This is a genomic window from Pseudomonas sp. S150 (assembly GCF_004526365.1).
Taxonomy (GTDB): Bacteria; Pseudomonadota; Gammaproteobacteria; order Pseudomonadales; family Pseudomonadaceae; genus Aquipseudomonas; species Aquipseudomonas putida_A.
In genome coordinates, this window is record NZ_CP038207.1 from 4,308,659 (window position 1) to 4,333,977 (window position 25,319).

The window sequence follows — 25,319 nt, forward strand, 5'->3', positions numbered from 1 at the left end:
ACACTCCCGTTACGGATGGGGCTGCTTTCGGCCAAAAACAGTCGTTTAGAGCTACAAATTTAATCTGTCCATTCTCTTTTGATTGTTATAGGCGGCTAGCTATATTTGATAGCAAACTGACACCCTTTGAGCTTTCAAGGACGATCCATGCGCATCCAGCACGTAGAGATATCTAACTTCCGAAAGCTGCTTTCTGTGCGAATTGACTTCGCTAATGAGACCACGCTGCTTGTAGGTGCAAACAACAGCGGCAAATCCTCCGCCATGCTGGCACTCAGGAGATTTTTGGTCTCGAAGGCTTCTGCTTTTCGGCTCCAGGATCTGACTCTTTGTCATCTCGCCAAGCTGGACGCTATTGGTAAGGAGTGGGAGAACCCACCAGCAAACTTTGAAATACCTATAGCCAAGGACTGGGCCGACTGGCTCCCTAGTCTGGATATTTGGGTTTCGGCAAATCAAGGAGAGTTCCACTTCATCCGCGATCTCATTCCCAGCTTTGAATGGCGCGGGGGGCTTGTGGGTATGCGCTTTCTACTTGAACCAGATGACATGAGTGCGTTGTACACGGACTATCGCAAAGAGCGCGCGAGGGTTGCAGAGCTTGAGGACGCTCTAGGGAAGGAAGACCCGCCCGGTAGACCGCTGACACTATGGCCGCAGAACCTTCATGATTACTTGAACCGTCGACTGGGGGATAAATTCAAGATCCGTTGGTACCGCCTAGATCCAAAACAACTTGAGAAACCTGACAAGTCGACTCGAATGGCGCAAATGCAGCAATTGAGCCCCACTGCCCTTCCCTTGGAAAGTAATCCTCTCAGCGGATTAATTCGAGTACATGAAATCAATGCACAACGTGGATTCGGCGACCATTCGGACGAAAATCAAGGCGATAGCACTAGACCCAGTGGCGCTCGAAAACTCTCGGAACAGCTCAGATCCTATTACTCCCGACACCTTGATCCAGGTGACAGCCCAGATATCTCAGACCTCGAAGCATTACGCGCGATAGAAGCAGCCCAGTCGGCATTCGATACGAAGCTAGGTAGCAGCTTCGAACCTGCTATTAGAGAGGTCGAGGGATTGGGCTACCCGGGCCGCAATGACCCACGCATCAAAGTCGCAAGTCGCCTGGCAACAACTGACGGCATGAACCATGAAGCGGCCGTCATGTTTGAGTTGGACTCAATCCAAGGCGCCCCAGGAGCCCCTCCTCTTCACTTACCAGAGACCGCTAACGGGTTGGGATATCAAAACCTGATATCTATGATTTTCCGGATGATGGGTTTCAGAGACGAGTGGCTGAGAAAAACCAGGGCCGCCAGCACGGAAGTAATAGACCGCGTCGAGCCCATCCACCTCGTACTCATCGAAGAGCCTGAAGCCCACCTTCATGTCCAAGTGCAACAAGTGTTCGTGCGGCACGCCTACCAAGTTCTATGCAGAGACGCTTTGCTTGAACGCTACCCAAATCTGAAGACTCAGCTTTTGGTGAGCACGCACTCCAGCCATGTAACACATGAAGTGGAGTACCAGAACCTTAGGTATTTCAGGCGACTACCAGCTGGGATGTATGGCATCGGTGTACCGGTGTCGACAGTGTCTAATCTCTCTAACGTGTTCGGCGGGGGAACAAAGACGAAGGAGTTCGTAACTAGGTATCTGCGGGCACAGCACGCAGACATATTCTTCGCCGACGCCGTCATCTTGGTAGAGGGCTCAGCAGAGCGAATGATGCTGCCGCATTTTTTGCGGAATAAGTTTCCATTCCTTGATCGCTGCTACATCACAACCCTCGATATCGGTGGCAGTCACGCACACCGACTAAGGCCTTTAATAGACGCCCTTGGCATCCTCACCCTGGTTATTACAGACCTCGATGCAGGGCTTAATAAAGCTGCAAAACCGGTGCAAAGAAACGCAGATCAGATTACGAACAACCCGACATTGCGGAGCTGGATGAAACTGATGCATCTGGGCAGCACAGTGGATGAGTTGCTTGAGCTGCCAGCGAACCAAAAAGAGCACCAGATCGACGACCTGTACTCAGTACGCATCGCCTATCAAACTCCTATTTCCACCCATCTACCCGCTACTGATAAAGCAATACAAGCTCTTCCAAATACCTTTGAAGACAGCTTTGTTCTTAGCAACGCTGGTCACTTTGCAGGAAAGACAAACGGCACTGGTCTGATGAAGGCTTTCGTAAAGGTTTTGAATGAAGCGAAAACATCGGAAGCCGTCGGAGAAGGGTTTTTCAACGAGTTACGCGAAGGAAAGAAGGCAGATTTCGTATTGCAAGTATTGGGTGATGAAAACTTCCTCACCCTAGAAATCCCTGAATACATTAGTGAAGGTCTTAAGTGGCTTGAATCCAAATTGCGAAGCAAGCAGAAGGAGCTTTTGGTCATTCCCCCCGAGGTCGCGGAGGTGACGCCATGAGCGAGGGAGCTATCGCAGATGCCGACACAATTATGCAGGCTTGCCTAAATCTGACAGACCCGAAGAGTTTTTTTCTTTACGCAGGTGCTGGCTCAGGAAAAACCCACTCACTCGTCGAGGCGATCCGCGAACTCAAAAACCGCGAGCGAGAACGCCTGACGTTTGAGGGCCGGCGCATTGCAGTTATCACCTACACCAACGCAGCCTGTGACGAAATTCTACGGAGGCTGGAGTTTGATCCACTCGTGGAAGTCTCGACCATCCACGCGTTCGCCTGGCGCCTAATCCAAGGATTCGACAACGAGATTAGAGAGTGGCTAAGGATCAAACTTGCTCAAGACATTGAGAAAATCGAGGGCGAGCTAGCACGCTCGAAAGGCGACAATAAAACCTCTCGAGCAAACAGACGGAAGCTACAAAGCAAAACACGCAGACTTGAGAATCTCGACGAGATTACGAAGTTCATCTACAGCCCCATAGGTGACAACAGAGAGCGGCAAGCACTCAATCACGATGAGGTCATCAAGTTAACTGCAGCATTCGTTCCTGAGCGCCCCTTGCTGGATGTTCTAATAGACCGCTACCCAGTTGTATTGATCGACGAAAGCCAAGATACGCACGCTCCAGTAATGGAGGCTTTTCTGAAAGTCCAGCAATTGGCGCAGACACGTTTCTGCCTGGGACTACTAGGCGATACCATGCAACAAATTTACAGCCATGGAGTAACGCGCCTCGATAAAGCGATACCGGGTGTCTGGCTAAAGCCTGAAAAGTTCGTCAATCGCCGCTGCCCTCGTAGAGTGGTAGGTCTTATCAACGTGATTCGAAGCACTGCAGACACTCATCAGCAGATCCCAAAGCCTGATGCCATTGAGGGTGTAGTGCGCATGTACTGCATTAATCAAAGCCAAGAACATGCACAAAATCTTGAGGAGAGCGTCGCTCATTCGATGGCTGCAATCACCGACGACGGTGAATGGGCGACCGGCCCTGAAGGTCGAAAAACCTTGATCCTCGAACACAAGATGGCTGGACGGCGTATGGGATTCGAGAAGCTGTTCACGCCCCTATACGCGGTTGAGCACCTTCAAACAGGCTTGCTGGATGGAACCCTGCCCGCACTTCGCGTTTTCAGCGAAGGCGTTTTTCCCATCCTTACTGCAAAGGACGATCACTTCCTTCTACTTGAAGCCGTGCGCTCTCGCTCTCCCTTGCTCAGCATGGACACTATGCAATCAACAGGGGATCAATCGGCCCACATGCAGCGTGTAGAGGACGCGACGCATGCCCTGCTCGCCCTTTTCGAAGAAAACGATCCGACACTGAACGAGGTAGCAACGCTTCTGTTGCAAACCCAACTGCTTGATGTCCCTGAGACTCTGGTTGGGGCAATGGTGTCGGGAGCTCCTGGTGAGGCTCCAGACCCTGAAGATACGAACGCGATGACCAACTACGCCTACCAGCTATTCCTTGAGCGTCCATTTTCGGAGCTGGCCGCCTTTGCGAGTTATGCGGATGGCCTTTCACCCTATGGCACACATCAAGGCGTAAAGGGACTGGAGTTTCCACGGGTCATGGTTGTCATCAACGATGAGGAGGCAGGCGGCTTCTTATTCAGCTACGACAAATTGCTGGGTGTGAAAGAACCAACAAAGACTGACCGGGACAACGAACGTGACGGCAAGGACAACGCACTAGCCCGTACTCGTAGGCTGCTTTACGTGACCTGTAGTCGGGCCGAAAGGAGCTTGGCGATTGTCGTATACACATCCCAGCCGACACTGGCCAAGCAAAACGTAGTTGCTGCTGGCTGGTTTCAGGAAAGCGAGGTCGAAATCCTGTGAGGCATCCTTGGATTTGGTTCACAGTGGGCTGGCATCAACTCGTTCCATAGTTTCTGGTCCTCCTATTTGGCAGCCAGACAACAATAAAACGCCCAGCAGTGCAATCGTTGCTTTCATTACAAAGGGTCCATTCAAGTATTTGTCACGACTACCAACTTCCATATGGAATGCCGTACTTGTCGATATACCGCTTAGCCTTTTCACTCACAGGATATGCGTACCGTCCTTCGTTCTTACCTTGGCTCGGCCCCAGTGGTTCAATTTCCGCCTGTGCTCGCGCGACCTTGACTGGGTGATGACATGAGTCTCTTACCCAAACCTGCACGACGCCACCGGGAGCCAGGCCGAGATAAATCGATGCCATGAATCTTGCCTGCCGATCGGGAGTTCGCGGGCAGCGCTGATTGACGGACGTCACCATCAACTGCCTGGCCTCTTCCGGAATATCTACCCATGCTTGCCAAGTTTTCTGTTCGACGATTGATTGCCAACGGACCCAGATTCGAACTGGCAGGTCTGCTCCTATCACCCTCCTCCCGCTGCCGCCAACCCCGCCAGTCCATCCCCGGGCTGACTCTGTTCCATCTTCAGGCTCTCCCCCTGCAGCGGTGCCGCCGCCGGTTTTGTAGAAAATCCTGCCGTTAATGTCTTGAACAGAACTGTTTTCAACCCAGACCTTCATGTAGTCCGGCTCAGTAAATGCCAGCTCCCACCATTCGGACTTCGGGTCATTTTTGGCTGAGAGTGGATCAGTTTCTTGGCACCCTGAGATCAACAAAACGCAAAGTATCGTTATGAGTTGTTTCATTGGTTTAAGGATTACCAACTCCCGTACGGTATGCCGAATTTATCGATATACCGCTTGGACTTTTCGCTGACGGGATACGCATAGCGCCCTTGGTTCTTTCCTTGGCTAGGCCCCAGCTGCTCAACCTCTGCCTGCGCTCTGGCGGCTTTGACAGGGCGATGGCACTCGTCTCGAACAAAAACTTGTACAACGCCCCCTGGAGCCAATCCCAGATAAATAGATGCGCTGTAGCTGGCCTGTTCCTCCGGTGTTTCCGGGCACCGCTCACTGACCGATTGCACCATCAGTTGCCTCGCCTCTTCAGGCACATCTACCCAAACCTTATAGGTCTGCGGCTCGACGATGGATTGCCAGCGCACGTAAATGCGTTTGGGCAAGCCTGCGCCAATCACTGGTTTCGAAGCCGCACCCACCGCATGCCAACCGCGCGCGGACTCTTTGCCATTCTCTGGTTCACCACCAGCGGCTGTGCCTCCTCCCGTCCGCGTGAATAGCTTGCCGTTTATGTCTTCGACGGCACTGTCCTCAACCCAAACCTTCATGTAATAGGGTTCGGTGAACGCAAGCTCCCACGAATCCGATTTCGGGTCGTTTTTCGCCGATAAGGAATCAGCAGATTGGCATCCAGCCATGAATAATGCGCACAGCAGAGTTACAAGAACTTTCATCACCAAAGCGTCCAGTCGGGTACGTGGGGGTGTTGCACACGGATTGCGTCCTCCGTGGGGGCATTGATGTAAACCGCATTGATGCCGCTGCCGTCCCTTCGACCAAGTGGATGGTTCCAGTTGGCGGACGTGTGAATGTACTTGAGTTTGAGCAATTGTTCTTCTTGCGGTGTGGTGCTGTAGTTACCTGCTAAAAACCGATCACACATGGCTTGAAGCTCTGGGGGAATGGCGAGATCCGGAGTGTCTGGAATGTCGTTGAAACGAGCTCCCTTTTCTTTCGCCAAACGATGCATCACCCGCAGATAGACCCTGGATAACAAGCCACTCACGGGGCGTTTGAGTTGAAGTGCGGCGTACACGCGCTTCTGCCTTGGACTCAATCTGTCCTGTGGGCTATCCGGCATTGATAACGCCTCAGGTGTTACGACTTCGAGCATGTCAGCAGGCCAGCCTTTAGCTAGCCATTGGCTTTTGGCATTCACGGCATCGCGATAAATCGAGGTAGTGGTCACATCTGTATTTAGAGACACGATGAGTGTTTGCATAGGCGTGACAAGGACACACTCCTCTGCCTCCTCCAGGTAACCGCCACCAATGTCGGAATGCACACCCGGCAGGGTAATTTCCAGGTGATCTGCTTTGACACGACTGAGGGCGAAGTTGGCCCGGCATTCATCTCGGGCAGACAATTGGACGACGTCGGTAAAAAAGCGACGATCCAGATACAGTTTGATGCCCGTCGCAATGGAGCTTTTGATGTTCCCCAGATTGGACCAACCTGCAATTGAGGGAACGGTATCGAACAAGCCAATAAAGCCCACATTGATATCGCTTTTGTATTGGTCGATAAACTTGGGGCTGAAGGCTCTGGGCAGGTTACGCAGGACTGTACCCAGCGGCCCACGGCTAGAGCGGACAAGCTCATTGGCAAAATGGCGAGCAGCCGCAGCGCCGCGACTGAACCCAAATACATCAAAGGTCAGGGAACTGATTTCACTGCCCGGGTTATCGACCAAAACTCGGCTGATCGTTTGTTGAATTTTTGGGAACGAGGATTCGACTCGCCCCGCTACACCCGTTTCTCCACGACCGGTGCCAGCGCCGAACTTGCTGTCTTCTTCACCCGCTCGTGTGCCGATGCCTTCGATATAGATGACACGTGAAGTGCTCTTATGTAATCCCTCTCCTACAGCGTCTGGTACGGCGTCATACAAGTCGCTCAGCTTTTTCACGTTGCTGACATCGTTACCGTAGCTGCTATCCGGATCACTCATGTAAGGCATGCAACTCGCAGGAATATCCTGCGGCGCAATCGGATGCTGCGCACCACACAGCAGCCCTGCTGCCGTGTTATTCGCGTTATTACCAGTACCATCAAAGAAAACCCCAATCCTCAACGCAATGCCGATTTTCTCAGGCTCGCGCGCAGGCTCTTTCCCATGCTTCTCATACTCAGCCCAACGCTGGGCATGAATATCGACGGGTTTGGCTTCTTCGTAGCGGTAGTTTTTCGGGGGGTTGGGAACGTAGCCACTCAATCCTTGATTCCTTGTTCTGATCCTTGAAGAACGGGCCGAAGGGTGACAGCCGAGGCCTGGAGGCGCAAGGCGTGGCTCTGTGCCAGCTCGGTTGAAATTGCTGGGTGCGACGAGGGTTTGGCTCGTCGCACGGGGTGGTCAGTGGGCGATTTCGACGTTGTCGAGGGCCTGGTTTACGGCGAGTTCGCCGAGCATGACGACCTGGGCGATGCCCAGTGCGGTTTTGCGGTGGGAGGTGTCGAGCATGGCGGCGAAGTTGTTGAGCATTTCGCTGGCGGAGCCGAGGGTTTCGCTGGCGTTGGCGAGCAGGGATTCGGTGTCGCACTTCGGGTTGGCGAGGTACATGGGTTCGGGTTTGTGGGGGCTGGCCATGATTTGGGTGGCCGGGGACAGGTAATGGTCGAGGGCGCGTTCGGCGGCTTCGTGGAGCTTTTTGGAATCGAGGGATTCGTAGGGCGATGCGAGGTCGGTTTCTGGCGGGTTGGGTGTTGGTTTGATCATGGTGAAACTCCTAGTTATTGAAAGAGGAGCCTTCACCTTCGCTACCAAACGAAGGGTGGCGGCCACACGCGGGTTGGTAGACCGGTAACTAGGACCCGGCACACCCGAAGGTGTCCTGCGCATGGCCACCATTGAGCAGCGACCTGATGAGGTCTGCGAACGGTGCGCAATGCGACTAGTTATGGCGGGCTACCAAACCCGATCACTGTTTTTCAGCGACCGACAGACGATAGAACCCGCGCCCTAGACGCACAAGCCGGCGGATTCTGGCGTACTCGTAGGCGATGGCGCAAGGCGTTGTAGGGCTTCGGTGGTAACGGCAGGCTTCGTTTAAACACCGCGATTATTTCCTGTTGATCCGTCGGTTGAACGGGCTACCGATCCAGCACCCACCCGGCAATGATCGGAATGCACCGTTCCGTCCAAAAAAGTCATTTACGCACCTACCTCGCCATCGCCCGGCTCGCTAGAGTGCAGCGCTCTTTTCAACTGGCTGACGTACTGATGAATCTGTGGTTTCGACTGCTCTGCATGCTTTTTCGCCGACCGTGGCGCAAACCGGTCAATGCGCTGGAATCCACCGTTATCCGCATGCGCGTGTGGCCGCTGGATCTTGATTTGAATCGGCACGTCACCAATGGTCGCTACTTCACCCTGGCTGACGTCGGGCGCATGGATTTTGTGTTGCGCAGTGGCGCGTTTCGGGTGGCGCTGCGTGCTAAAGCGTTGCCGATCGTTGGCGATACGTGGGGTAAGTTTCGGCGTGAGCTGAAGCTGTTTGAAGCGTTTGAAATTCACAGCCGGATGCTTGGCTGGGACGACAAATGGAGCTTCATGGAGCATCGCTTCGTGAGCAAGGGACGGGTGATCGGCGTGGTGGTCATGCGTGGGCTGTTTCGTTCGGCGAAAGGCACGATTGCGCCGGGTGAGTTTGTCAGGGAGTTGGGGTTGCCTGAACAGTCACCCGAGATGCCGGAGTGGCTGACGTCGTGGTCGGCGAGTTGTGATCTGATGAGCCGTCAGCTTAGGGGTGAGGAGGTTTGAGTCATCGGGTGCCTGGATGATCGTGTTTATGGATGCAGTACGGTGTCGTTTGGGCTGGCGTCTTCGCGAGCAAGCCCGCTCCCACAGGTTCGCGGTCAGGCTCGGGAACTCGTTTTGACTGGGCTGGCGTCTTCGCGAGCAGGCTCGCTCCCACAGGTTTTGGGTCAGACTTGGGAGGGCGTTTGGTCGGGCTGGCGTCTTCGCGGGCGAGCCCGGCTCCCACAGGGATTGGGGGATGGCTATTGGCGGTGGCGGGTCATGTTGATCAGGGCTGCGCGTCTGCCGCCCGGTGCCGGGCGTTCTTCGATGGAGAACGGCACGAAGCCGAGTTTCGGGTAGAGCAGCAACCCTGCGGTGTTTTCGTTGAAGCAGGACAGCTGCACTTCCCTGGCCTGATACTTTTCGAAGCCGACGGCGGTCATGGTTTCGACAATGTAGCGAGCGACACCCTGGCCCCGGGCGTATGGCGCGACGATGACGTTGCCGATACAGCAGACGCCGTCGTGCTCGGCACGGTAGAAGTTGGCGAAGCCGACGAACTCGCCGTTGGCCAAGAACGCCGTGGAGTCGAAGCGCTGGCTGATCGCGGTGTGCATCTGCTCTTCCGTCAGCGGGAAGCTCGCTTTCGGGAACATGAAGAACAGCTCTTGTTCGCCTTGCGGAAAGCTGCAGAGGGTGTTGACGTCGTCGGCCGTCACTGGCCGGTGGGAGAAATTCATCGCTGCTCTGCCCTCACTTTTTAACCGTCAGATGATGCGCAACCAAGGCGTTGGCATGACCGTGGCCCATGCCGTGTTCCTCCTTGAGCCACGCCACCAGTTCCATGTGCTTCTTGTCGGTGATGCCGGCGAGCAGGTTCAGCCAGTGGTCGATAGGCTGGCCATATTTTTTTTCGATAGCGGGAAAGTACGACGCCGGGCCTTTTACCTTGTTGTCTTCGCTCATGCTGCCAGCTCCCTTGGGTCACGACGGAGGGTCGGCGGACGCTCCTTGTCGGCAGGTCATAGAGTGGACGCGGGACGCTGTTCCGGCAAGTGGCCCGGCCAGCCCGATCAGTTCACGCCGACCTTCACCGGGAATTCGGATGACCACGATTCCTGCCCTGCTTTGAGGATCGGCAGCGCGGGATAGCGGTATTCGCTGAGGGCCTTGAGTACGGCCTGGTCCACGTCGTGATTGCCAGAACTTTCGACCAAGGTGAGTTGCGGCACCAGCGAACCGGGTTTGCCTTTCGCCTCCAACGTGACCGGTTTACTCGCGGTGCCGGGTTTGATCTGTCTGTTCAACAGCAACTCGGTGTCGTACACCGTACTTGCGAGACTGGTGCTAACAGCGTCGTACCATTTTTCGTTGTAGCGCTGTGTCTGTTCGGCAGTCAGGGTCAACCCCTGGGCGCGGACCCGCTGCACACCGGCCCACGCCTGGTCATCGATTTGCTGGGTGGCGTTGAGGTAATGCGTCAGCGCCCCGGACAGGTCTTGCGGGCCACCTCGGCCCTCTTCCATCAACCGGGCCAGCGCGAACTCACTGTTGAAGCTTTCTCGGTGTGCGAGCGCCAACTGATAAAGCCGTCGCGCCTCGACAGCGTCGGGCGCCTGCCCGCGGCCCTCCTCGGCCATGCGCGCCAGTTGCTTATAACCGGCGCCGTCCACCGTAGCGACAGACTCATACAGGGAGCGCGCCTTGCGCACATCCGCCGATAAACCGCCACGACCAAACTCATACAAAGCGCCGAGCGCAAGCTTGCAGTTGAGGTTGCCGTTGTTGCTGGCGTCGCGGATGTAGTCGACGCGATCGGCGGAAAGGTCACTCACCTTGGCGAACAGCAGGCAGCGAGTGCCGGTGAGACTTGCTTCCTGAGGAGTGGGTGGAGTGGTTTTGCAGCCTGCAACGAGGATCGTGAGGGCCAGAATAGCAACTGCCTTGTTCATGAGGGTCATCCGTTCATATCGATTTAAGGTGCCACGGTTGGAGCTGATTCAATCGAGGGAAGACTCAGTTCTTTCTGCTCTCGTCAAATCTCTGCCGCGGACTCTTGCCGTCCGTCCTGACGATCGGGATCGCCTGATAGCTCTTCTGGCCCGGTGGCATGATCGGGTCACCGGGAAAGCGATAATCGCTGAAGCCTTGCATGACTCTTTGATCAAGGGCGCTATCGCCCGAGCTTTGCCGTATCGAAACCACCGGGGCCGATGCGCCCGGGGTGTACTCCAGCTGTACCTGCACTGGCTTGCTGGCAGACGTCGGATTGACGTTGTTCTCCAGAGACTTCTCTATGGCGGTGATGCGTTTCTTGAGGCCGCTTTGCACGCTGCTGACAAAGAGATTGTTGTAGCGCTGTTGCTGCTCGATCGTCAGAGGCAAGCCTTTGGCGCGCAGGCGTTCGATGCCTTGCCACGCGTCATCACCGAGATACTGCGTGGCGTTGAAGTAATGCGTCAGCGCGCCTTGCAGATCCTGCGGACCACCGCGCCCGTCCTCCATGTATTTGGCCAGTTTGGCTTCACTGCGCTGCTGCTCGGGCTTGCTCACGGCACGCTGATAAAACTGCCGCGCATCGGTGTCATTGACCGGCCCGCCGATGCCTTCTTCAGCCATGCGCCCAAGTTGACCGTAGGCGCTGGCGTCTTTACCGGCTACGGATTGATAGAGGGCCTTGGCTTTGGAAAAGTCCTGCGGTACACCGCGCCCCTTCTCGTACAGGTTGCCCAGCATGATCGTGCACGGCAGGTTACCGCTCTGACTCAGGTCGCGGATGTAGCTGACTTCCAGCGAGGTGATGGCTTTATCGTCCCAGTAGGCGAAGCAACGCAGAGCGGGGAAATCCGCGACCTGGGTATAAGCGCTGTTGGTTTTGCAGCCTGCAATGAGGGCGGTGAGCGCCAGTAGAGCAACAACCTTGTTCATGAACGGCATCCGTTAAAATCGTGCAGATTTCATCGGCAGGCAGGTGCAAAACCTGAAGCGTCGAACACTTGAACACACCACAAAACTTGTAGGAGTGAGCCTGCTCGCGATGGCGTCTGTTCAGTCGACATCCGTGCTGACGGGTCTACCGCTATCGCGAGCAGGCTCACTCCTACAGGTAGATCAAGGTTATTCCGTGCGCCCCGGCAACATCCGCACCAGCGTGTTATCCCGCACCCAGTAGTGGTGAAACAGCCCCGCCGCCGCGTGCAAGCCGATCAGCCAGTAGCCGGCGCTGCCCAGCGTTTCATGCCAGTACTTGAGCTGTTTGGCGAAGTCCGGGTCGATGGCGACTGGTGCCGGGACGTGGAAGCCGAAGTACGGGAACGGTTTGTCGGCAGCAGCGAGCATCAGCCAGGCGAGGATCGGCGTGGCAATCATCAGCACGTACAGCGCCAGGTGCATCAGGTGCGAGATGCCAGTCTGCCAGGCAGGGGGCTTGGGAGTGATCGGCGGGCGTGGGCTCAAGCGGCCGAGGAGACGCACCCACACCAGGACGAAAATGCTCGCGCCGAACAGGCCGTGGAAGCCCATCAGCAGGCCGCGCGCTTCGCTGCCCTTGGGCATGAAGCCCTTGATTTCGACACAGGCATAGACGCCGACGAACAGCGCCAGCATCAGCCAGTGCAACGTAATTGACAGTTTTCCATAACGGGTTACGGCGGTGTCGCGGGTCATAAGTAGCGCCTCGTGATTGTCGTGAGTGACGGTCGATTCGTTCGACAGTCTCGATCCGGTTGCAGGGCGAACCGACGGTGCCACCCTGCCCTTGCAGTCTTAAGACAATCTGAAGATTGCCCGTTGATTAACCTTTTTTCACCTTCAGACTTCGTTAAGAAACGCCTCCGATACTGCGCTCAAATCATTGAGGGAGGCGTTCTGCCCATGCCCGATTTCGACTGGAACATTCCCCTTCCCCTGCGCTTCGGTCAAGCCGAAACGCCGCAGATGACGTTGACCGGCGCCTTGCCCGACGACGCGCTGCGAGAGACTTTCGAAGCTTTCATCCAGCAGCGTTTTCGCAAAGCCCACGGCGCCGACATTCGGCACTTTATGCCCGAGCTGTTCGGCATGCACAACGGCGACGGTGAGCTGTGTGCGGTGGCCGGTGTACGTCGTGCACATCAAGAGCCGCTGTTTCTCGAGCGCTATCTGGATGAACCGATCGAACCGTTGATCAGCGCTGCGGCGGATCGTCCGGTGGATCGCACCGGCATCGTCGAAGTCGGCAACCTCGCCGCCAGCGACACCGGCAGCGCACGCATGAGCATCATCGCCATCACCTACCTGCTGGCCATGGGCGGCCTGGAATGGGTGACGTTCACCGGCAACATCGGGCTGGTCAACAGCTTCCATCGGCTCGGTCTGAAGCCAGTGACATTATGCGCCGCCGACCCGGATCGCCTGGGTGACGAGCGTCAACACTGGGGCAGTTATTACGAAAGCAAGCCGTGGGTGCACGTCGGTAACATCCGCGCCGGCTTCATCCATTTGCGCAATATCGGCCTGTTCACTCGATTGGGACTGCCGACCTCGATTGAAGGAGCCTGCCATGTCGCTTGAACTGCAACGCTTCCAGGAAACCCTGCGCGACCATGCCCGGCGCAATGACAACTGCACCGCGCTGTGGGGCGATACGCTGAAACTCGATTACGCCACTGTTTACGCCGAGGTGCTGTATCGCCAAGAGCGCCTGCGCGATGAACAGGCGCAGGTGATCGCCTTGGCACTGGATAACGGCGTCGATGCGATGCTGTGGGATCTGGCCGTGCTGTTCGAGGGCTTGACCTGCGTGACGCTGCCGCCGTTTTTCAGCCCCGCGCAACGTGCCCATTGTCTGGAACAGAGCCAGGCCGAACGGGTGATTGCCGAACCGGAGCTGGCGGCCGAGCTGCTCGCCGCCGGTTACGAAAAGCGCGGCGAGTTCTGGTGCCGCAAGTTCAGCGGCCCGAGTCGCCTGCCGGCCGGCACCGCCAAACTGACCTTCACCTCCGGCACCACCGGCACACCGAAAGGCGTGTGCCTGAGTGCCGACAGTCTGCTGCGTGTGGCGCGGGAGCTGGATCAAGCGAGCAAATCCACCGATCCACAGCACCATCTGGCGTTGTTGCCGCTGGCGATTCTGCTGGAAAACCTCGGCTGCTACGCCGCGCTGTACGCCGGTGCGACGCTGAGTCTGCCGAGCCAGAAAACCTTGGGCATACAGGGCGCCAGCGGCGTCGATGTACCGCACCTGCTGGGTTATCTGGCCGGACGTGCGCCGGAGAGTCTGATTCTGGTGCCGCAACTGTTGCTGATGTTGGTCAGCGCTGCCGAACAGAAAGCCTTCGATCCACAAAAACTGCGTTTCGCCGCCGTCGGTGGTGCGCGGGTCTCGGAGGACTTGCTGCACCGAGCGCAGCGTGTCGGCCTGCCGGTTTTCGAAGGTTATGGCTTGTCCGAATGCGCCTCGGTGGTGTGCCTCAATCGCCCCGGCGCACGGCGTCCGGGCAGCGTCGGCCAGCCGCTGCCGCACGTTGAAGTGCGCCTGGCCGAAGACGGCGAAGTACTGATCAAGGGCTCGGCGCTGCTCGGTTATCTGGGGGACGCGCCATACGCTGATGAATGGTGGCCGAGCGGCGATCTGGGCGAGTTCGACCCCGAAGGTTTCCTCTACCTCAAGGGCCGCAAGAAGCACCAGTTCGTCACCAGTTTCGGGCGCAACGTCAACCCGGAATGGGTCGAGTCGGAACTGACCCAGCGCCGCCATATCGCCCAGGCCTTCGTCTACGGCGAGGCTCTGCCGCACAACCACGCCTTGCTCTGGCCGCACCGTGCCGATTGCAGCGACGCGGAGCTGGCGGCAGCGGTCGCCGAAGCCAACGAAGCCTTGCCCGATTACGCCCAGGTGCACCGCTGGACGCGCCTGCCGCAACCGTTCACCGCCACCAATGGTTTGCTCACCGCCAATGGTCGCCCGCGCCGCGAGGCGATTGTCGCGCTGTACCACGCCCAATTGACTGAATCCGCTGTTTCCGAGGAGTCCGCATCATGAGTTTTTTCGACACCCTGCAAGAAGCCACGCAGCAGGAACGCCACGAGCTGTTCAACCTGCCGATCATCCTCGATGCCCTGCAAGGCAAGGTCAGCCTGCAAAGCTATCGGGCATTTCTGGCTCAGGCGTATTACCACGTGCGCCACACCGTGCCGTTGATGATGGCCTGCGGCGCGCGCCTGCCGACACGGCTGGAGTGGCTGCGCAAGGCCGTCTGCGAATACATCGAAGACGAATACGGCCATGAACAGTGGGTGCTCAACGACATCGCCGCGTGTGGCGGTGACCGCGATGCGGTACGCGAGGGCCAGCCGTCGCTGCCGATCGAATTGATGGTCAGCTTCCTCTACGACTTGATCGCCCGGGGTAATCCGGTGGGCCTGTTCGGCATGGTGAATGTGCTTGAAGGCACCAGCATCGCCCTGGCCACCCATGCGGCGGGCAGCATTCGCGAACGTCTGGCGCTGCCGGACACCGCGTTCAGCTACCTCAGCTCGCACGGTTCGCTGGACATCGAGCACATGCAAACCTATCGCCGCTTGATGAATAAGCTGGAAGATCCAGACGATCAGGCAGCAGTGATCCACGCCTCGAAAGTCGTCTATCGCCTATACACCGACATGTTCCGTGGCCTGCCGCGTGATGCGGAGGCTCAACATGCAGCTGCGTGATGCGCGGGTGGTGTTGACCGGCGCCAGTGGCGGCATCGGCATGGCCATCACCGAGGCCTTGTGCGCCGCCGGCGCCCAGGTATTGGCGGTGGCGCGGCATGAGCAGGCGCTGGCGCCGTTGCTTGAGCGCTACCCGAATTCGCTGTGCTGGGTCGCCGCCGACCTGACCTTCCTCAGCGACCGGCGCAAAGTGCTGGCCGCCGCCGAAGCCATTGGCGGCATCAACCTGCTGATCAACGCGGCCGGGGTCAATCATTTCGCCATGCTTGAACAGCTGGATGACAGCGACATCAACGCAATGCTCGCGGTGAACATCAGCGCACCGATGTGCCTGACCAAACTGCTGCTGCCACTGCTCAAACAGGCTGACAGCGCGATGGTGGTCAACGTCGGTTCCACTTACGGCTCGATCGGCTACCCCGGTTACGCCAGTTATTGCGCGACCAAGTTCGCCCTGCGCGGATTCTCCGAAGCGCTGCGCCGCGAACTGGCCGACACCCGGGTCAACGTGCTTTACGTCGCGCCCCGGGCCACGCGCACTTCGATGAACAGTGCGGCGGCGCAAGCCTTGAACGATGCGCTCAAGGCCAACGTCGATGACCCGCAAACCGTCGCCTCGGCGGTGATCCACGCGATCGCCGGCGACCGCCGCGACCTGTATCTGGGCTGGCCGGAGCGCTTCTTCGTACGCCTGAACAATCTGCTGCCACATCTGGTGGATCGAGGCCTGCGCAAGCAGTTGCCGCTGATTCGCCGCCTCAGTGAGAAACCTGACAACGAGCCGCCAAAATCATGAAAAGACTTTCCGCATGCCTGTTGCTCGCCGCCCTCAGCCCAAGCGTCTGGGCGCTTGAGCCTGCCGATCAGCAACGCCTCAACGGCATCCAGCAGAGCTGGGCGCACATCCAATATGAAGTGGCAGAAAAACAGCGCGCCGCCGCGTTCGAGCAGTTGTCGTCCGAAGCCACTGCCTTTACCACCCAGCGTCCGGCAGTGGCCGAAGCGTGGATCTGGAAAGGCATCGTCACCAGCAGTTGGGCCGGCGCTCAGGGCGGACTCGGTGCATTGGGCAAGGCCAAGGACGCCAAGGCCGATCTGGAAAAAGCCCTGACACTCGACCCCAAAGCCTTGCAAGGCTCGGCCTACACCAGCCTCGCCGCGCTGTATGATCGCGTCCCGGGCTGGCCGATCGGTTTCGGCGACAGCGACAAGGCCGAGCAACTGCTCAAGCAAGCGCTGCAACTGAATCCGGAGGGCATCGACAGTCTGTACTTCTGGGGCGATCACCTCTACCGTCAGAAGCGCTACGCTGAAGCCAGGGTCGCGCTGCTCAAGGCCCAGCAGGCCGCCCCGCGCCCGGGCCGGGAAACCGCTGACGCCGGGCGCCGCAAAGAGATCGCCGCCCTGCTGGTGGACGTGAACAAGAAACTCGACTGACAGGAGTCCGCGTGCGTTTATTACTGATTGAGGATGACGTAGCCCTCGGTGAAGGCATTCATCAGGCGTTGGGGCGCGAGGGCTACACCGTCGATTGGTTAAAGGATGGCAGCAGCGCGTTGCATGCGCTGCTCAGTGAAACCTTTGACGTTGCCGTACTCGATCTGGGCCTGCCGCGCATGGACGGCCTCGAAGTGCTGCGTCGTCTGCGCGACAGCGGTTCGAACCTGCCGGTGCTGATCCTCACCGCGCGCGATGCCACCGAAGACCGCATCGCCGGGCTGGACGCCGGCGCCGACGACTATCTGGTCAAACCCTTCGACCTCAATGAGTTCAAGGCACGCCTGCGCGCCTTGTTGCGTCGCAGTGCCGGGCGCGCCCAGGCGCTGATCGAACACGCCGGGATCAGCCTCAACCCCGGCACCCAGCAGGTCAGCTATCAGGGTCAACCTGTCGCGCTGACGCCCAAGGAATATCAGTTGCTGCATGAATTGCTCTCGCCGCCGGGCCGGGTGATGACCCGCGACCAACTGATCCAGTTGCTTTACGGCTGGAACGAAGAAGCCGAGAGCAACACCCTGGAAGTGCACATCCATCACCTGCGCAAAAAATTCTCCACCGACCTGATCCGCACCATTCGCGGTGTGGGTTATCTGGTGGAGGAGCGTCGATGACCTCGATTCGTCGCCGTACGCTGACGCTGATCATCGGGCTGTTGCTCGCCGGTCTTGCGGTGCTCAGCGTGTTCAACCTGCACGACAGCAACCACGAAATCGCCGAAGTCTACGACGCGCAACTGGCGCAAAACGCTCGCCTGCTGCAAGGCGTGATGCGCATGCCGATGGCGAGCAAGGATCACTCGCAGTTGTATCAGGCGTTCAATCAGGCGCTCGGCGAAGCCAAGCCACGCGTCGACGGCCATCCTTACGAAAGCAAGATCGCCTTCCAGGTGTGGAACCCGAAAAACGAGGTGCTGGTGCACACCGCCAGTGCCCCGTCGTTCACCGCCCCGCCGACGAAGCCGGGCTTCAGCGATGTGGTCGACTTGAACAACCGTCACTGGCGCGCCTTCATGCTCGAAGACCCGCGGAACGGTCTGCGCATCTGGGTCGGCGAACGCGATGATGTGCGCGCCGATCTGGTTGATCGCATCGTGCGCCACACGCTGTGGCCGAACGTGCTCGGCAGCCTGATACTCGCGGCGATGGTCTGGCTGGCGATCGGCTGGGGACTCAGGCCCTTGGCGAACATGGCGCAAACCTTGCGCGCCCGACACAGCGGCTCGCTGGAGCCGCTGCAACTGACGCCGCTGCCCAGCGAACTGGAACCGATGCAGGCAGCGCTCAACCGCATGCTCGCGCAGATTCAGGAGGTGCTTGGCCGCGAACGGCGCTTTATCGCCGACGCCGCCCACGAGATGCGCACGCCACTGGCGGTGCTGCGGGTGCATGCGCAAAACCTGCTGGAGGCCGGTACCGAACAGGAGCGCCGCGAGTCGTTGCAGTTTCTGATTTCCGGCGTCGACCGCACCAGCCGTCTGGTCAACCAGTTGCTGACCATGGCCCGCCTCGAACCGAAATCCAACCCGCCGCCGTTGCAGCGCATCGATCTCAACGAAACCGTGCGCAACAGCCTCGTGCAACTGACGCCGTGGCTGTTGAGCAAACACCTGGAACTGGCCTTCGAGGACGGCGAACAACCGTTCCACGTCATGGCCAGTACCGCTGCGATCGACATTGCCCTGGGCAACCTGATCACCAACGCCGCCAACTTCTCGCCGGAGCACGGCGTGATCACGGTCAAACTGAGCCAGGCCGAGGGCTGGTGCCTGCTGAGCGTGGAGGATCAGGGCCCGGGAATAGACGAAGCGGATCGGGCGCGTCTGTTCGAACGCTTTTACAGCCGCGGCAACACACAAGGTGCGGGCTTGGGGCTGACCATCGTCAACACCATCGCATTGCGTCTGGGCGGGCGGATTACCTTGGTCAACCGGCCTGAGGGCGGCTTGCGCGCCACCTTGTCGATGCCTCTTGGCTCAGTTGTGCAGCAACGCAGCGGCGGATGACACCACCAGCAACACCGCCAGAATCCGGTTCAGCCACTGCAACTGCGCCGGATTGCTCAACCAGCGCGCCGCACCGCGACCGAGCAACGCCCACAGCGCCAGACACGGCAACGACACCAGAAAGAACGCCAGGCACAACGCGTTCAAGCCCTGCCCTTGTGCGGTAAATACGCTGATCACGGCGATCGCCATCATCCACGACTTGGGGTTGACCCATTGCAACAGCGCGGCGCCGAGCAGGCCCAGTTCGGCTTTTTCCTCGCCGGCAGCGGGATCGATGGCGGTGGCCGGCGCGGTGAAAATCTGCCACGCCAGCCACAGCATCCAGCCCATCCCCAGCGCACTGATCACCGGGCGCACACCGGGCAGCATCAGCGTACTGGCGCCAGCGCCGGCCACCCACACCAACGACGCGGCGCCCGGCCCCGCACCAAGAATGATCGGCAGGCACGGCCGCCAGCCGCGTCGGGCGCTGGTGCTGAGGACGATCAGGTTGGTCGGCCCCGGAGTGATCGAGGCAACGAAAGCAAAGAGGATGAACGCAAGCATGGCACGGCCCTGTAGAAAGTCAGGGCCTACTGTGATGGCTGAGCAGCGTGTTGGTCTTGAACGTTTGTTCAGCGTCGAAACGTGCCGATGGCGCGCTGCTGATAGGCGCCCGGCGTGATGCCGTAGGCACGCACGAACCAGCGGCCCAGATGGCTTTGGTCGGCGAAGCCGAGGCGGCTGGCGACTTCCACTGGCTGCATGCCGGCGGCGAGCATCTGTCGGCCACGGCTGAGGCGCAGCTGGATCAACCACGCGTGGGGGGCGAGCCCATAAGCGGCCTTGAACGCGCGGGTCAGGCGGAAACGGTCGGTGCCGCAGACGTCGGCCAGGGTTTGCAGGCTGATGTCTTGCTCGTGGTAGGCCACCAGGTAATCGCGTGCCTGCCGGGCAATCAATGGCGCGCGGTTGGCAGCGGTCGGTTGCGGTCGCCGGTACAGATGAATCGCCAGTCGTTCGAGCAAGGCATCCAGCGCCACATCGCGCACCATGCGCACGTCCTGCTGATGCAGCGCATTGAAGGCAAACAAGGTGGCCCGGGCCAGTTCGGGATCATCGTTGAGCACACTGCCGATCCCCGGCAAGCCGCTGCCGTAACTGCCCAGATGCAAACCGTCCAGCGCTTGCTCCAGCCATGCCGGTTGCAGATAGAGCATGCGATAGGTGAAGCCGTCCGGGCTCGGCGCATCGCCGTCATGAATGTCGCCGGGTTCCAGCATGAACACCTTGCCCGGCGTGCTGTCATGCCGCGCCCGACGGCTGTTGAAGCGCTGCACGCCTTGCTCGGTGAAGCCGATCAGGTAGGTTTCGTGCCAGTGCGGATCGTAGGCGTGCGCATGCCCGGCGAAATGCGCGTGCAGGGTTTCGATGCCGGTCTCCCGGTCGCGGGCAAGGTCGATCCAGTTGCTCATGGCGTGCGTACAGTGGTGGGCTGGGGCCAGTAATCCACAATCGGCGCGTTGAGGCTAGAAGGTTTGTGCATTTCAGATCGAGCGCTGATTGACCCGCGCCATCAACTGCTCGGCGCTTTCCTTGCGTTCGGAATAACGATCCACCAGAAAATCCTGGCGCTCGCGCAGCAGCACGGTGAACTTCACCAGCTCTTCCATCACATCAACCACGCGGTCATAAAACGCTGACGGTTTCATCCGCCCCGCCTCGTCGAACTCCGTGAACGCCTTGGGCACCGAAGACTGATTGGGGATGGTGAACATGCGCATCCAGCGCCCCAGCACGCGCAGTTGATTGACCACGTTGAACGACTGCGAACCGCCGCAGACCTGCATCACCGCGAGGGTTTTGCCCTGGGTCGGACGCACCGCACCGAGCTCAAGGGGAATCCAGTCGATCTGTGCCTTGAACACCGCCGACATCGCGCCGTGGCGTTCCGGCGAACACCAGACCTGACCTTCCGACCACAGCACCAGCTCGCGCAGTTCCTGGACTTTGGGATGGTCGACCGGGGCGTCGTCAGGCAACGGCAGACCGGACGGATTGAAGATGCGCGTCTCGGCACCGAAGTGCTCCAGCAAGCGTGCGGCCTCCTCCACCAGCAGACGACTGAAGGAGCGTTCGCGGGTCGAGCCGTAGAGCAGCAGGATGCGCGGTTTGTGTTCGTGCGAAGGTGATGTGATCCGGCCTTCGAACAGGCTGTGATCAAGATTGGGCAGGTGCTCTGACATACGTCCTCCGGCTCAGAGGGAGCCGATGCGATCCAGTTCGCGCTGAAGCTCAACGCGGCTGAGTGATTTGAAAGGAAGACCGAGGAAGGTTGCGCAGCGGCGCTCGATGATCGCCAGCGTGGCACGGAACGCGGCATCCACTGCGGCCTCGTCACCGCTCACATCAGAGGGATCTTCCAGCCCCCAATGACATTTGATCGCCGGGCCGAAGTACACCGGGCAGGTTTCGCCCGCTGCCTTGTCGCAGACGGTGATGACGATGTCCGGCGGGTTGCCTTCAAAGGCGTCGTTGCCTTTGCTGTACAAACCGTCGATAGCGATACCGGCCTGTTGCAGCGTCGTCAGGCTGCGTGGCAACACCTGGCCCTTGGGGAAACTGCCGGCGCTCACCGCCTCGAAACCCTCGCGCGCCAGATGATTGAACATGGCTTCGGAAAGGATGCTGCGGCAACTGTTGGCCGTGCACATGAACAGGACACGCATGGATAGCTCCGGGGATATTAGAAATTCAGCAGCACGCGGTTTCGCGGGCAGGACGGCCATCCATGTTGTGCAGGCGACAGGCATTGTCCTTGAGCCAATCGGCGTTGGCCGTCGCGGTGACTTTGAGGATCTGGTGAACCCAATCCGGCAGCTCCGGGTTGAGCCGGTAATAGACCCACTGACCCTGACGGCGATCGAGCAACAACCCATTGCTGCGCAGTTGCGCGAGGTGGCGGCTGATTTTCGGCTGGCTGTCGTCGAGGGCGCACATCAGCTCGCAGACACACAGCTCACCCTGCTCGGCAATCAGCAAGGTGGCGCGGGCACGGGTTTCATCGGCCAGGCTTTTGAACAGTTCTGTGGGGGTGAGCATAGGAGTGCGGGTTCGAACATATGGAAAACCGAATATACGGATATCCATATATTATTCAACCCCAGATGCGATCCCTTGTAGGAGTGAGCCTGCTCGCGATAGCGGCATGACTGTGAAGCAGAAGTCGCCTGATACACCGCTATCGCGAGCAGGCTCACTCCTACAAGGGAATTGTGTGGGCAGGATCAGCCGCGCAACAGGCCTTGCTCCGCCTCGCAAAGACCGACGACATAATCCCAGACCACCCGCAACCTTACTGACTTGTGCAGCTCGCGCCGGGTGCTGATCCAGTAACTGCGCTCGATGCTGTCATCCGGCAGCAACCGCAGAACCCTGTGGGAGCGAGCTTGCTCGCGAAGGCGTAGTGTCAGTCGATATCTACGTCACAGACATACCGCTTTCGCGAGCAAGCCCGCTCCCACAGGGGGATTTGTGCGGGGCAGGACTAGCCGCGCAACAGCTCCTGCTCCGCCTCGCAAAGGCCGACGACATAATCCCAGACCACCCGCAGCCGCACCGACTTGTGCAGCTCGCGCCGGGTACTGATCCAGTAACTGCGCTCGATGCTGTCATCCGGCAACAACGCCACCAGATCCGGGTCCGACGCGGCCATGTAGCAAGGCAGCACGGCAATGCCCAATCCCGAGCGCGCCGCTTCCTGCTGGGCGATGACGCTGGTGCTATGGAACACCACGCGCGGACTGCGGCAGAAGCTGTTGAGGAACATCAGTTCCTGACTGAACAGCAGATCATCGACATAACCGATCCACGCATGCCGCCCGAGGTCTTCGCGGCTGCGCAACGGCGGTGCGTTGTCGAGGTAGCGTTGGCTGGCATAGAGCGCCAACCGATAGTCGGTGAGCTTGCGCGTGACCAGCATGTCGGCCGCCGGGCGCTCCAGATGAATGCTGATTTCCGCCTCGCGGTTGAGGATGCTGACAAAGCGCGGCACGGCGACCAGTTCCACTTCCAGCCCGGGATAACGTTCGAACAGGCCGATCATCCGGCTGGCGAGAAACTTGATGCCCAGCCCTTCGGTGACGCCGACGCGGATCTTGCCCAGCGGCGCGGTTGACTGGGTGATTTCTTCCTGGGCCAGCAGCGCGACGTTCTCCATGGCTTCGGCGTGCTTGAGCAGCGCCTCCCCCGCCGGGGTCATTTCATAGCCTTGGGCGTGCTGGACGAACAGCGCGGTGCCGAGACTTTTTTCGATGGCCTCGATGTGTCGGGCCACGGTGGCGTGAGTAGTGTTCAAGCGCCGGGCAGCGGTGAGCAGGCGGCCGCTGCGTTGCAACTCCAGAAAGAACCGCAGGTCGTTCCAGTCGAACATGGGGTGTCCTTGTCAGCTATCGTCAATCCAGGCTGTTTGAAAACGCACAGCGGCTGCGCAAAAACTAACATTCTTTTAACGAAAGCTAACAACTAGAGTGTCCGACAATAAAAACAAAAAGCGAGGTCAGGGAATGCAGACTTCCCTTGAAGAATACGACTACATCGTGGTCGGCGCCGGCCCTGCCGGGTGCTTGCTGGCCAATCGACTGTCGGCGGATAAACAGCAGCGGGTGTTGCTGCTCGAAGCCGGCGGACGCGACAACTACGCATGGATTCACATCCCCGTGGGTTACCTGTTCTGCATCGGCAACCCGCGCACCGACTGGTGCTTCAAGACCGAAGCGCAACCCGGCCTGCAAGGTCGCAGCTTGAGCTACCCACGCGGCAAAGTGCTCGGCGGCTGCTCCTCGATCAACGGCATGATCTACATGCGCGGCCAGGCTGGCGACTATGACGGCTGGGCCGCCGAGGGCAATCCGGGCTGGGCATGGAACGACGTGCTGCCGCTGTTCAAACAGAGCGAAAACCATTTTGCCGGCGCCGCTGAATTTCATGGTGCCAAGGGTGAATGGCGGGTCGAGCAACAGCGGCTGTCATGGCCGATTCTCGACGCGTTTCGCAGTGCCGCCGAACAGAGCGGCATCGCCAGCATCGACGACTTCAACCAGGGCGACAACGAGGGTTGCGGCTACTTTCAGGTCAACCAGAAATCAGGAGTGCGCTGGAACGCGGCCAAGGCTTTTCTCAAACCTGTTCGCGAGCGGACCAATCTGACGGTGCTGACCGGGGTTGAAGTGGATCGGGTGCTGCTGGAAAACGGCCGTGCTTCAAAAGTCAGCGCGCGTCACGAAGGCCAGGTGAAAAGCTTCAAGGCGCGCAAGGAAATCGTCCTCTGCGCTGGCGCCGTGGGTTCGCCGAGCATTCTGCAACGCTCCGGGATCGGCCCGCGTCCGTTACTGGAACGCCTCGGCATCGGGGTGATTCATGAGCTGCCGGGGGTCGGCGGCAATCTGCAGGATCACCTGCAACTGCGCCTGATCTACAAACTGCAGAACGCCCGCACCCTGAATCAGATCGCCGGCAGCGTCTGGGGCAAGATGGGCATGGGCCTGCGCTATCTGTATGACCGCAGCGGGCCGCTGTCGATGGCGCCAAGCCAGCTCGGGGCGTTTGCCCGATCCGGGCCGGAGCAGACTTCCGCCAACCTTGAATACCACGTGCAGCCGCTGTCGCTGGAGCGTTTTGGCGAGCCGCTGCACAGCTTCCCGGCGTTCACCGCGTCGGTGTGTGATCTGCGTCCGCAGAGCCGTGGCCGCATCGACATCCGTTCGGTGGATCCGCAGGAAGCACCGCTGATTCAACCGAACTACCTCAGCCATCCTGAAGACCTGCGCGTGGCCGCCGACGCGATCCGCCTGACCCGACGCATCGTCAGCGCCCCGGCCCTGCAAGCGTTCAAACCGGTGGAATATTTGCCCGGCGACAACCTGCAAAGCCAGGAGCAATTGCACGAAGCGGCCGCGCGCATCGGCACGACGATTTTCCATCCGGTCGGCACCTGTCGCATGGGCAATGACGCGGAAGCGGTGGTCGATGCGCAATTGCGCGTGCATGGCGTGCCCGGCCTGCGCATCGCCGACGCGTCGATCATGCCGCGCATCACCTCGGGCAACACCTGTTCGCCTACGCTGATGATTGCCGAGAAGGCGGCGCAGATGATCCTTTCAGGACCTGTTCACAGCCCCAATGTGGGAGCGGGCTTGCTCGCGAAAGCGGAGTGTCATTCACCCATGATTTGACTGACACAGCCCCTTCGGGAGCAAGCCCCCTCCCACAGGAATCAACAGCATTCAAGGCATCGCGCAACACCCGGACACGCAA

The 25,319-nt window shown here is 59.1% G+C and carries 26 protein-coding genes and 1 pseudogene; 11 read left to right on the plus strand and 16 right to left on the minus strand.

Features of this window, described 5'->3' with window-relative positions:
- Positions 1–147: 147 nt before the first annotated feature.
- Positions 148–2,442: an AAA family ATPase gene (locus E3Z29_RS19650; protein WP_134786685.1), complete on the plus strand. Its 2,295-nt coding sequence runs from the start codon at positions 148–150 to the stop codon at positions 2,440–2,442.
- Positions 2,439–4,286: a UvrD-helicase domain-containing protein gene (locus E3Z29_RS19655; protein WP_134786686.1), complete on the plus strand. Its 1,848-nt coding sequence runs from the start codon at positions 2,439–2,441 to the stop codon at positions 4,284–4,286. The genes E3Z29_RS19650 and E3Z29_RS19655 overlap by 4 nt, the downstream gene beginning before the upstream one ends.
- Before the next feature lie 148 nt (positions 4,287–4,434).
- Here E3Z29_RS19655 and E3Z29_RS19660 read toward each other — a convergent pair whose 3' ends face one another.
- From E3Z29_RS19660 to E3Z29_RS19675, 4 genes are all read right to left on the minus strand, one after another.
- Positions 4,435–5,094, minus strand: a complete 660-nt coding sequence (locus tag E3Z29_RS19660; RefSeq protein ID WP_134786687.1) for a DUF2931 family protein — start codon at positions 5,092–5,094, stop codon at positions 4,435–4,437.
- 11 nt (positions 5,095–5,105) lie between these two features.
- Entirely contained in the window at positions 5,106–5,762 is a 657-nt protein-coding gene (locus E3Z29_RS19665; RefSeq protein WP_134786688.1) for a DUF2931 family protein, read from the minus strand.
- Complete coding sequence (locus tag E3Z29_RS19670; RefSeq protein ID WP_134786689.1) at positions 5,762–7,303, minus strand: DUF2235 domain-containing protein; 1,542 nt, start codon at positions 7,301–7,303, stop codon at positions 5,762–5,764. The genes E3Z29_RS19665 and E3Z29_RS19670 overlap by 1 nt, the downstream gene beginning before the upstream one ends.
- A 138-nt stretch (positions 7,304–7,441) precedes the next feature.
- Positions 7,442–7,804 carry a DUF6124 family protein gene (locus E3Z29_RS19675; protein ID WP_096796364.1) on the minus strand — a complete coding sequence of 121 codons (363 nt, stop codon included), beginning with the start codon at positions 7,802–7,804 and terminating at the stop codon, positions 7,442–7,444.
- A 504-nt stretch (positions 7,805–8,308) separates the two neighbouring features.
- Between E3Z29_RS19675 and E3Z29_RS19680 the strand changes: the two genes are divergently transcribed.
- On the plus strand, positions 8,309–8,848 hold the full coding sequence (locus E3Z29_RS19680; protein WP_027611744.1) for a thioesterase family protein: 540 nt from the start codon (positions 8,309–8,311) through the stop codon (positions 8,846–8,848).
- Between the two features lie 239 nt (positions 8,849–9,087).
- Here E3Z29_RS19680 and E3Z29_RS19685 read toward each other — a convergent pair whose 3' ends face one another.
- From E3Z29_RS19685 to E3Z29_RS19710, 5 genes are all read right to left on the minus strand, one after another.
- Complete coding sequence (locus E3Z29_RS19685; RefSeq protein WP_134786690.1) at positions 9,088–9,567, minus strand: GNAT family N-acetyltransferase; 480 nt, start codon at positions 9,565–9,567, stop codon at positions 9,088–9,090.
- Positions 9,568–9,580: 13 nt separating this feature from the next.
- Positions 9,581–9,793 carry a DUF4287 domain-containing protein gene (locus E3Z29_RS19690; RefSeq protein ID WP_134786691.1) on the minus strand — a complete coding sequence of 71 codons (213 nt, stop codon included), beginning with the start codon at positions 9,791–9,793 and terminating at the stop codon, positions 9,581–9,583.
- 107 nt (positions 9,794–9,900) lie between these two features.
- Positions 9,901–10,779, minus strand: coding sequence for a tetratricopeptide repeat protein (locus E3Z29_RS19695; RefSeq protein ID WP_167734156.1), 879 nt, complete (start codon positions 10,777–10,779; stop codon positions 9,901–9,903).
- Between the two features lie 64 nt (positions 10,780–10,843).
- Positions 10,844–11,755 (minus strand): tetratricopeptide repeat protein, encoded by a 912-nt coding sequence (locus tag E3Z29_RS19700; RefSeq protein WP_134786693.1) that lies wholly within the window; start codon positions 11,753–11,755, stop codon positions 10,844–10,846.
- A 189-nt stretch (positions 11,756–11,944) separates the two neighbouring features.
- Positions 11,945–12,493 (minus strand): cytochrome b, encoded by a 549-nt coding sequence (locus E3Z29_RS19710; protein ID WP_098964407.1) that lies wholly within the window; start codon positions 12,491–12,493, stop codon positions 11,945–11,947.
- Between the two features lie 207 nt (positions 12,494–12,700).
- Here E3Z29_RS19710 and E3Z29_RS19715 point away from each other — a divergent pair, with 207 nt between their 5' ends.
- Genes E3Z29_RS19715 through E3Z29_RS19745 form a run of 7 tightly spaced genes read left to right on the plus strand, consistent with a single transcriptional unit; the run spans position 12,701 to position 19,022 of the window.
- Positions 12,701–13,378, plus strand: coding sequence for a thermostable hemolysin (locus tag E3Z29_RS19715; protein WP_098964408.1), 678 nt, complete (start codon positions 12,701–12,703; stop codon positions 13,376–13,378).
- Positions 13,368–14,849 (plus strand): AMP-binding protein, encoded by a 1,482-nt coding sequence (locus E3Z29_RS19720; RefSeq protein WP_134786694.1) that lies wholly within the window; start codon positions 13,368–13,370, stop codon positions 14,847–14,849. The genes E3Z29_RS19715 and E3Z29_RS19720 overlap by 11 nt, the downstream gene beginning before the upstream one ends.
- Entirely contained in the window at positions 14,846–15,520 is a 675-nt protein-coding gene (locus tag E3Z29_RS19725) for a TenA family transcriptional regulator (RefSeq protein ID WP_098964410.1), read from the plus strand. Before E3Z29_RS19720 ends, E3Z29_RS19725 begins: the two co-directional genes overlap by 4 nt.
- On the plus strand, positions 15,507–16,316 hold the full coding sequence (locus E3Z29_RS19730) for an SDR family oxidoreductase (RefSeq protein ID WP_098964411.1): 810 nt from the start codon (positions 15,507–15,509) through the stop codon (positions 16,314–16,316). Before E3Z29_RS19725 ends, E3Z29_RS19730 begins: the two co-directional genes overlap by 14 nt.
- A complete protein-coding gene (locus E3Z29_RS19735; RefSeq protein WP_134786695.1) occupies positions 16,313–16,957 on the plus strand; it encodes a tetratricopeptide repeat protein in 645 nt (214 codons plus the stop codon). The genes E3Z29_RS19730 and E3Z29_RS19735 overlap by 4 nt, the downstream gene beginning before the upstream one ends.
- 11 nt (positions 16,958–16,968) lie before the next feature.
- Complete coding sequence (locus tag E3Z29_RS19740) at positions 16,969–17,631, plus strand: response regulator (protein ID WP_098964413.1); 663 nt, start codon at positions 16,969–16,971, stop codon at positions 17,629–17,631.
- On the plus strand, positions 17,628–19,022 hold the full coding sequence (locus E3Z29_RS19745) for an ATP-binding protein (protein ID WP_134786696.1): 1,395 nt from the start codon (positions 17,628–17,630) through the stop codon (positions 19,020–19,022). The genes E3Z29_RS19740 and E3Z29_RS19745 overlap by 4 nt, the downstream gene beginning before the upstream one ends.
- Here E3Z29_RS19745 and E3Z29_RS19750 read toward each other — a convergent pair.
- From E3Z29_RS19750 to E3Z29_RS19780, 7 genes and pseudogenes are all read right to left on the minus strand, one after another.
- Positions 18,993–19,571, minus strand: a complete 579-nt coding sequence (locus E3Z29_RS19750; protein ID WP_134786697.1) for a LysE family translocator — start codon at positions 19,569–19,571, stop codon at positions 18,993–18,995. The genes E3Z29_RS19745 and E3Z29_RS19750 overlap by 30 nt on opposite strands.
- A 68-nt stretch (positions 19,572–19,639) precedes the next feature.
- Positions 19,640–20,479, minus strand: coding sequence for an AraC family transcriptional regulator (locus E3Z29_RS19755; RefSeq protein ID WP_134786698.1), 840 nt, complete (start codon positions 20,477–20,479; stop codon positions 19,640–19,642).
- Between the two features lie 72 nt (positions 20,480–20,551).
- Positions 20,552–21,250, minus strand: a complete 699-nt coding sequence (gene arsH, locus E3Z29_RS19760) for an arsenical resistance protein ArsH (protein ID WP_098964416.1) — start codon at positions 21,248–21,250, stop codon at positions 20,552–20,554.
- Positions 21,251–21,262: 12 nt separating this feature from the next.
- A complete protein-coding gene (locus tag E3Z29_RS19765) occupies positions 21,263–21,733 on the minus strand; it encodes an arsenate reductase ArsC (protein WP_103368888.1) in 471 nt (156 codons plus the stop codon).
- A 25-nt stretch (positions 21,734–21,758) separates the two neighbouring features.
- Entirely contained in the window at positions 21,759–22,106 is a 348-nt protein-coding gene (locus E3Z29_RS19770) for a metalloregulator ArsR/SmtB family transcription factor (protein ID WP_134786699.1), read from the minus strand.
- A gap of 185 nt (positions 22,107–22,291) precedes the next feature.
- Positions 22,292–22,417: pseudogene (locus E3Z29_RS19775) on the minus strand (LysR family transcriptional regulator); the annotation flags it as partial.
- A gap of 134 nt (positions 22,418–22,551) precedes the next feature.
- On the minus strand, positions 22,552–23,436 hold the full coding sequence (locus tag E3Z29_RS19780; RefSeq protein WP_134786700.1) for a LysR family transcriptional regulator: 885 nt from the start codon (positions 23,434–23,436) through the stop codon (positions 22,552–22,554).
- A 133-nt stretch (positions 23,437–23,569) separates the two neighbouring features.
- Here E3Z29_RS19780 and E3Z29_RS19785 point away from each other — a divergent pair, with 133 nt between their 5' ends.
- The gene (locus E3Z29_RS19785) at positions 23,570–25,237 is read left to right on the plus strand and encodes a GMC family oxidoreductase (protein WP_134786701.1); all 1,668 of its coding nucleotides are present in this window, start codon (positions 23,570–23,572) and stop codon (positions 25,235–25,237) included.
- Positions 25,238–25,319: the final 82 nt, after the last annotated feature.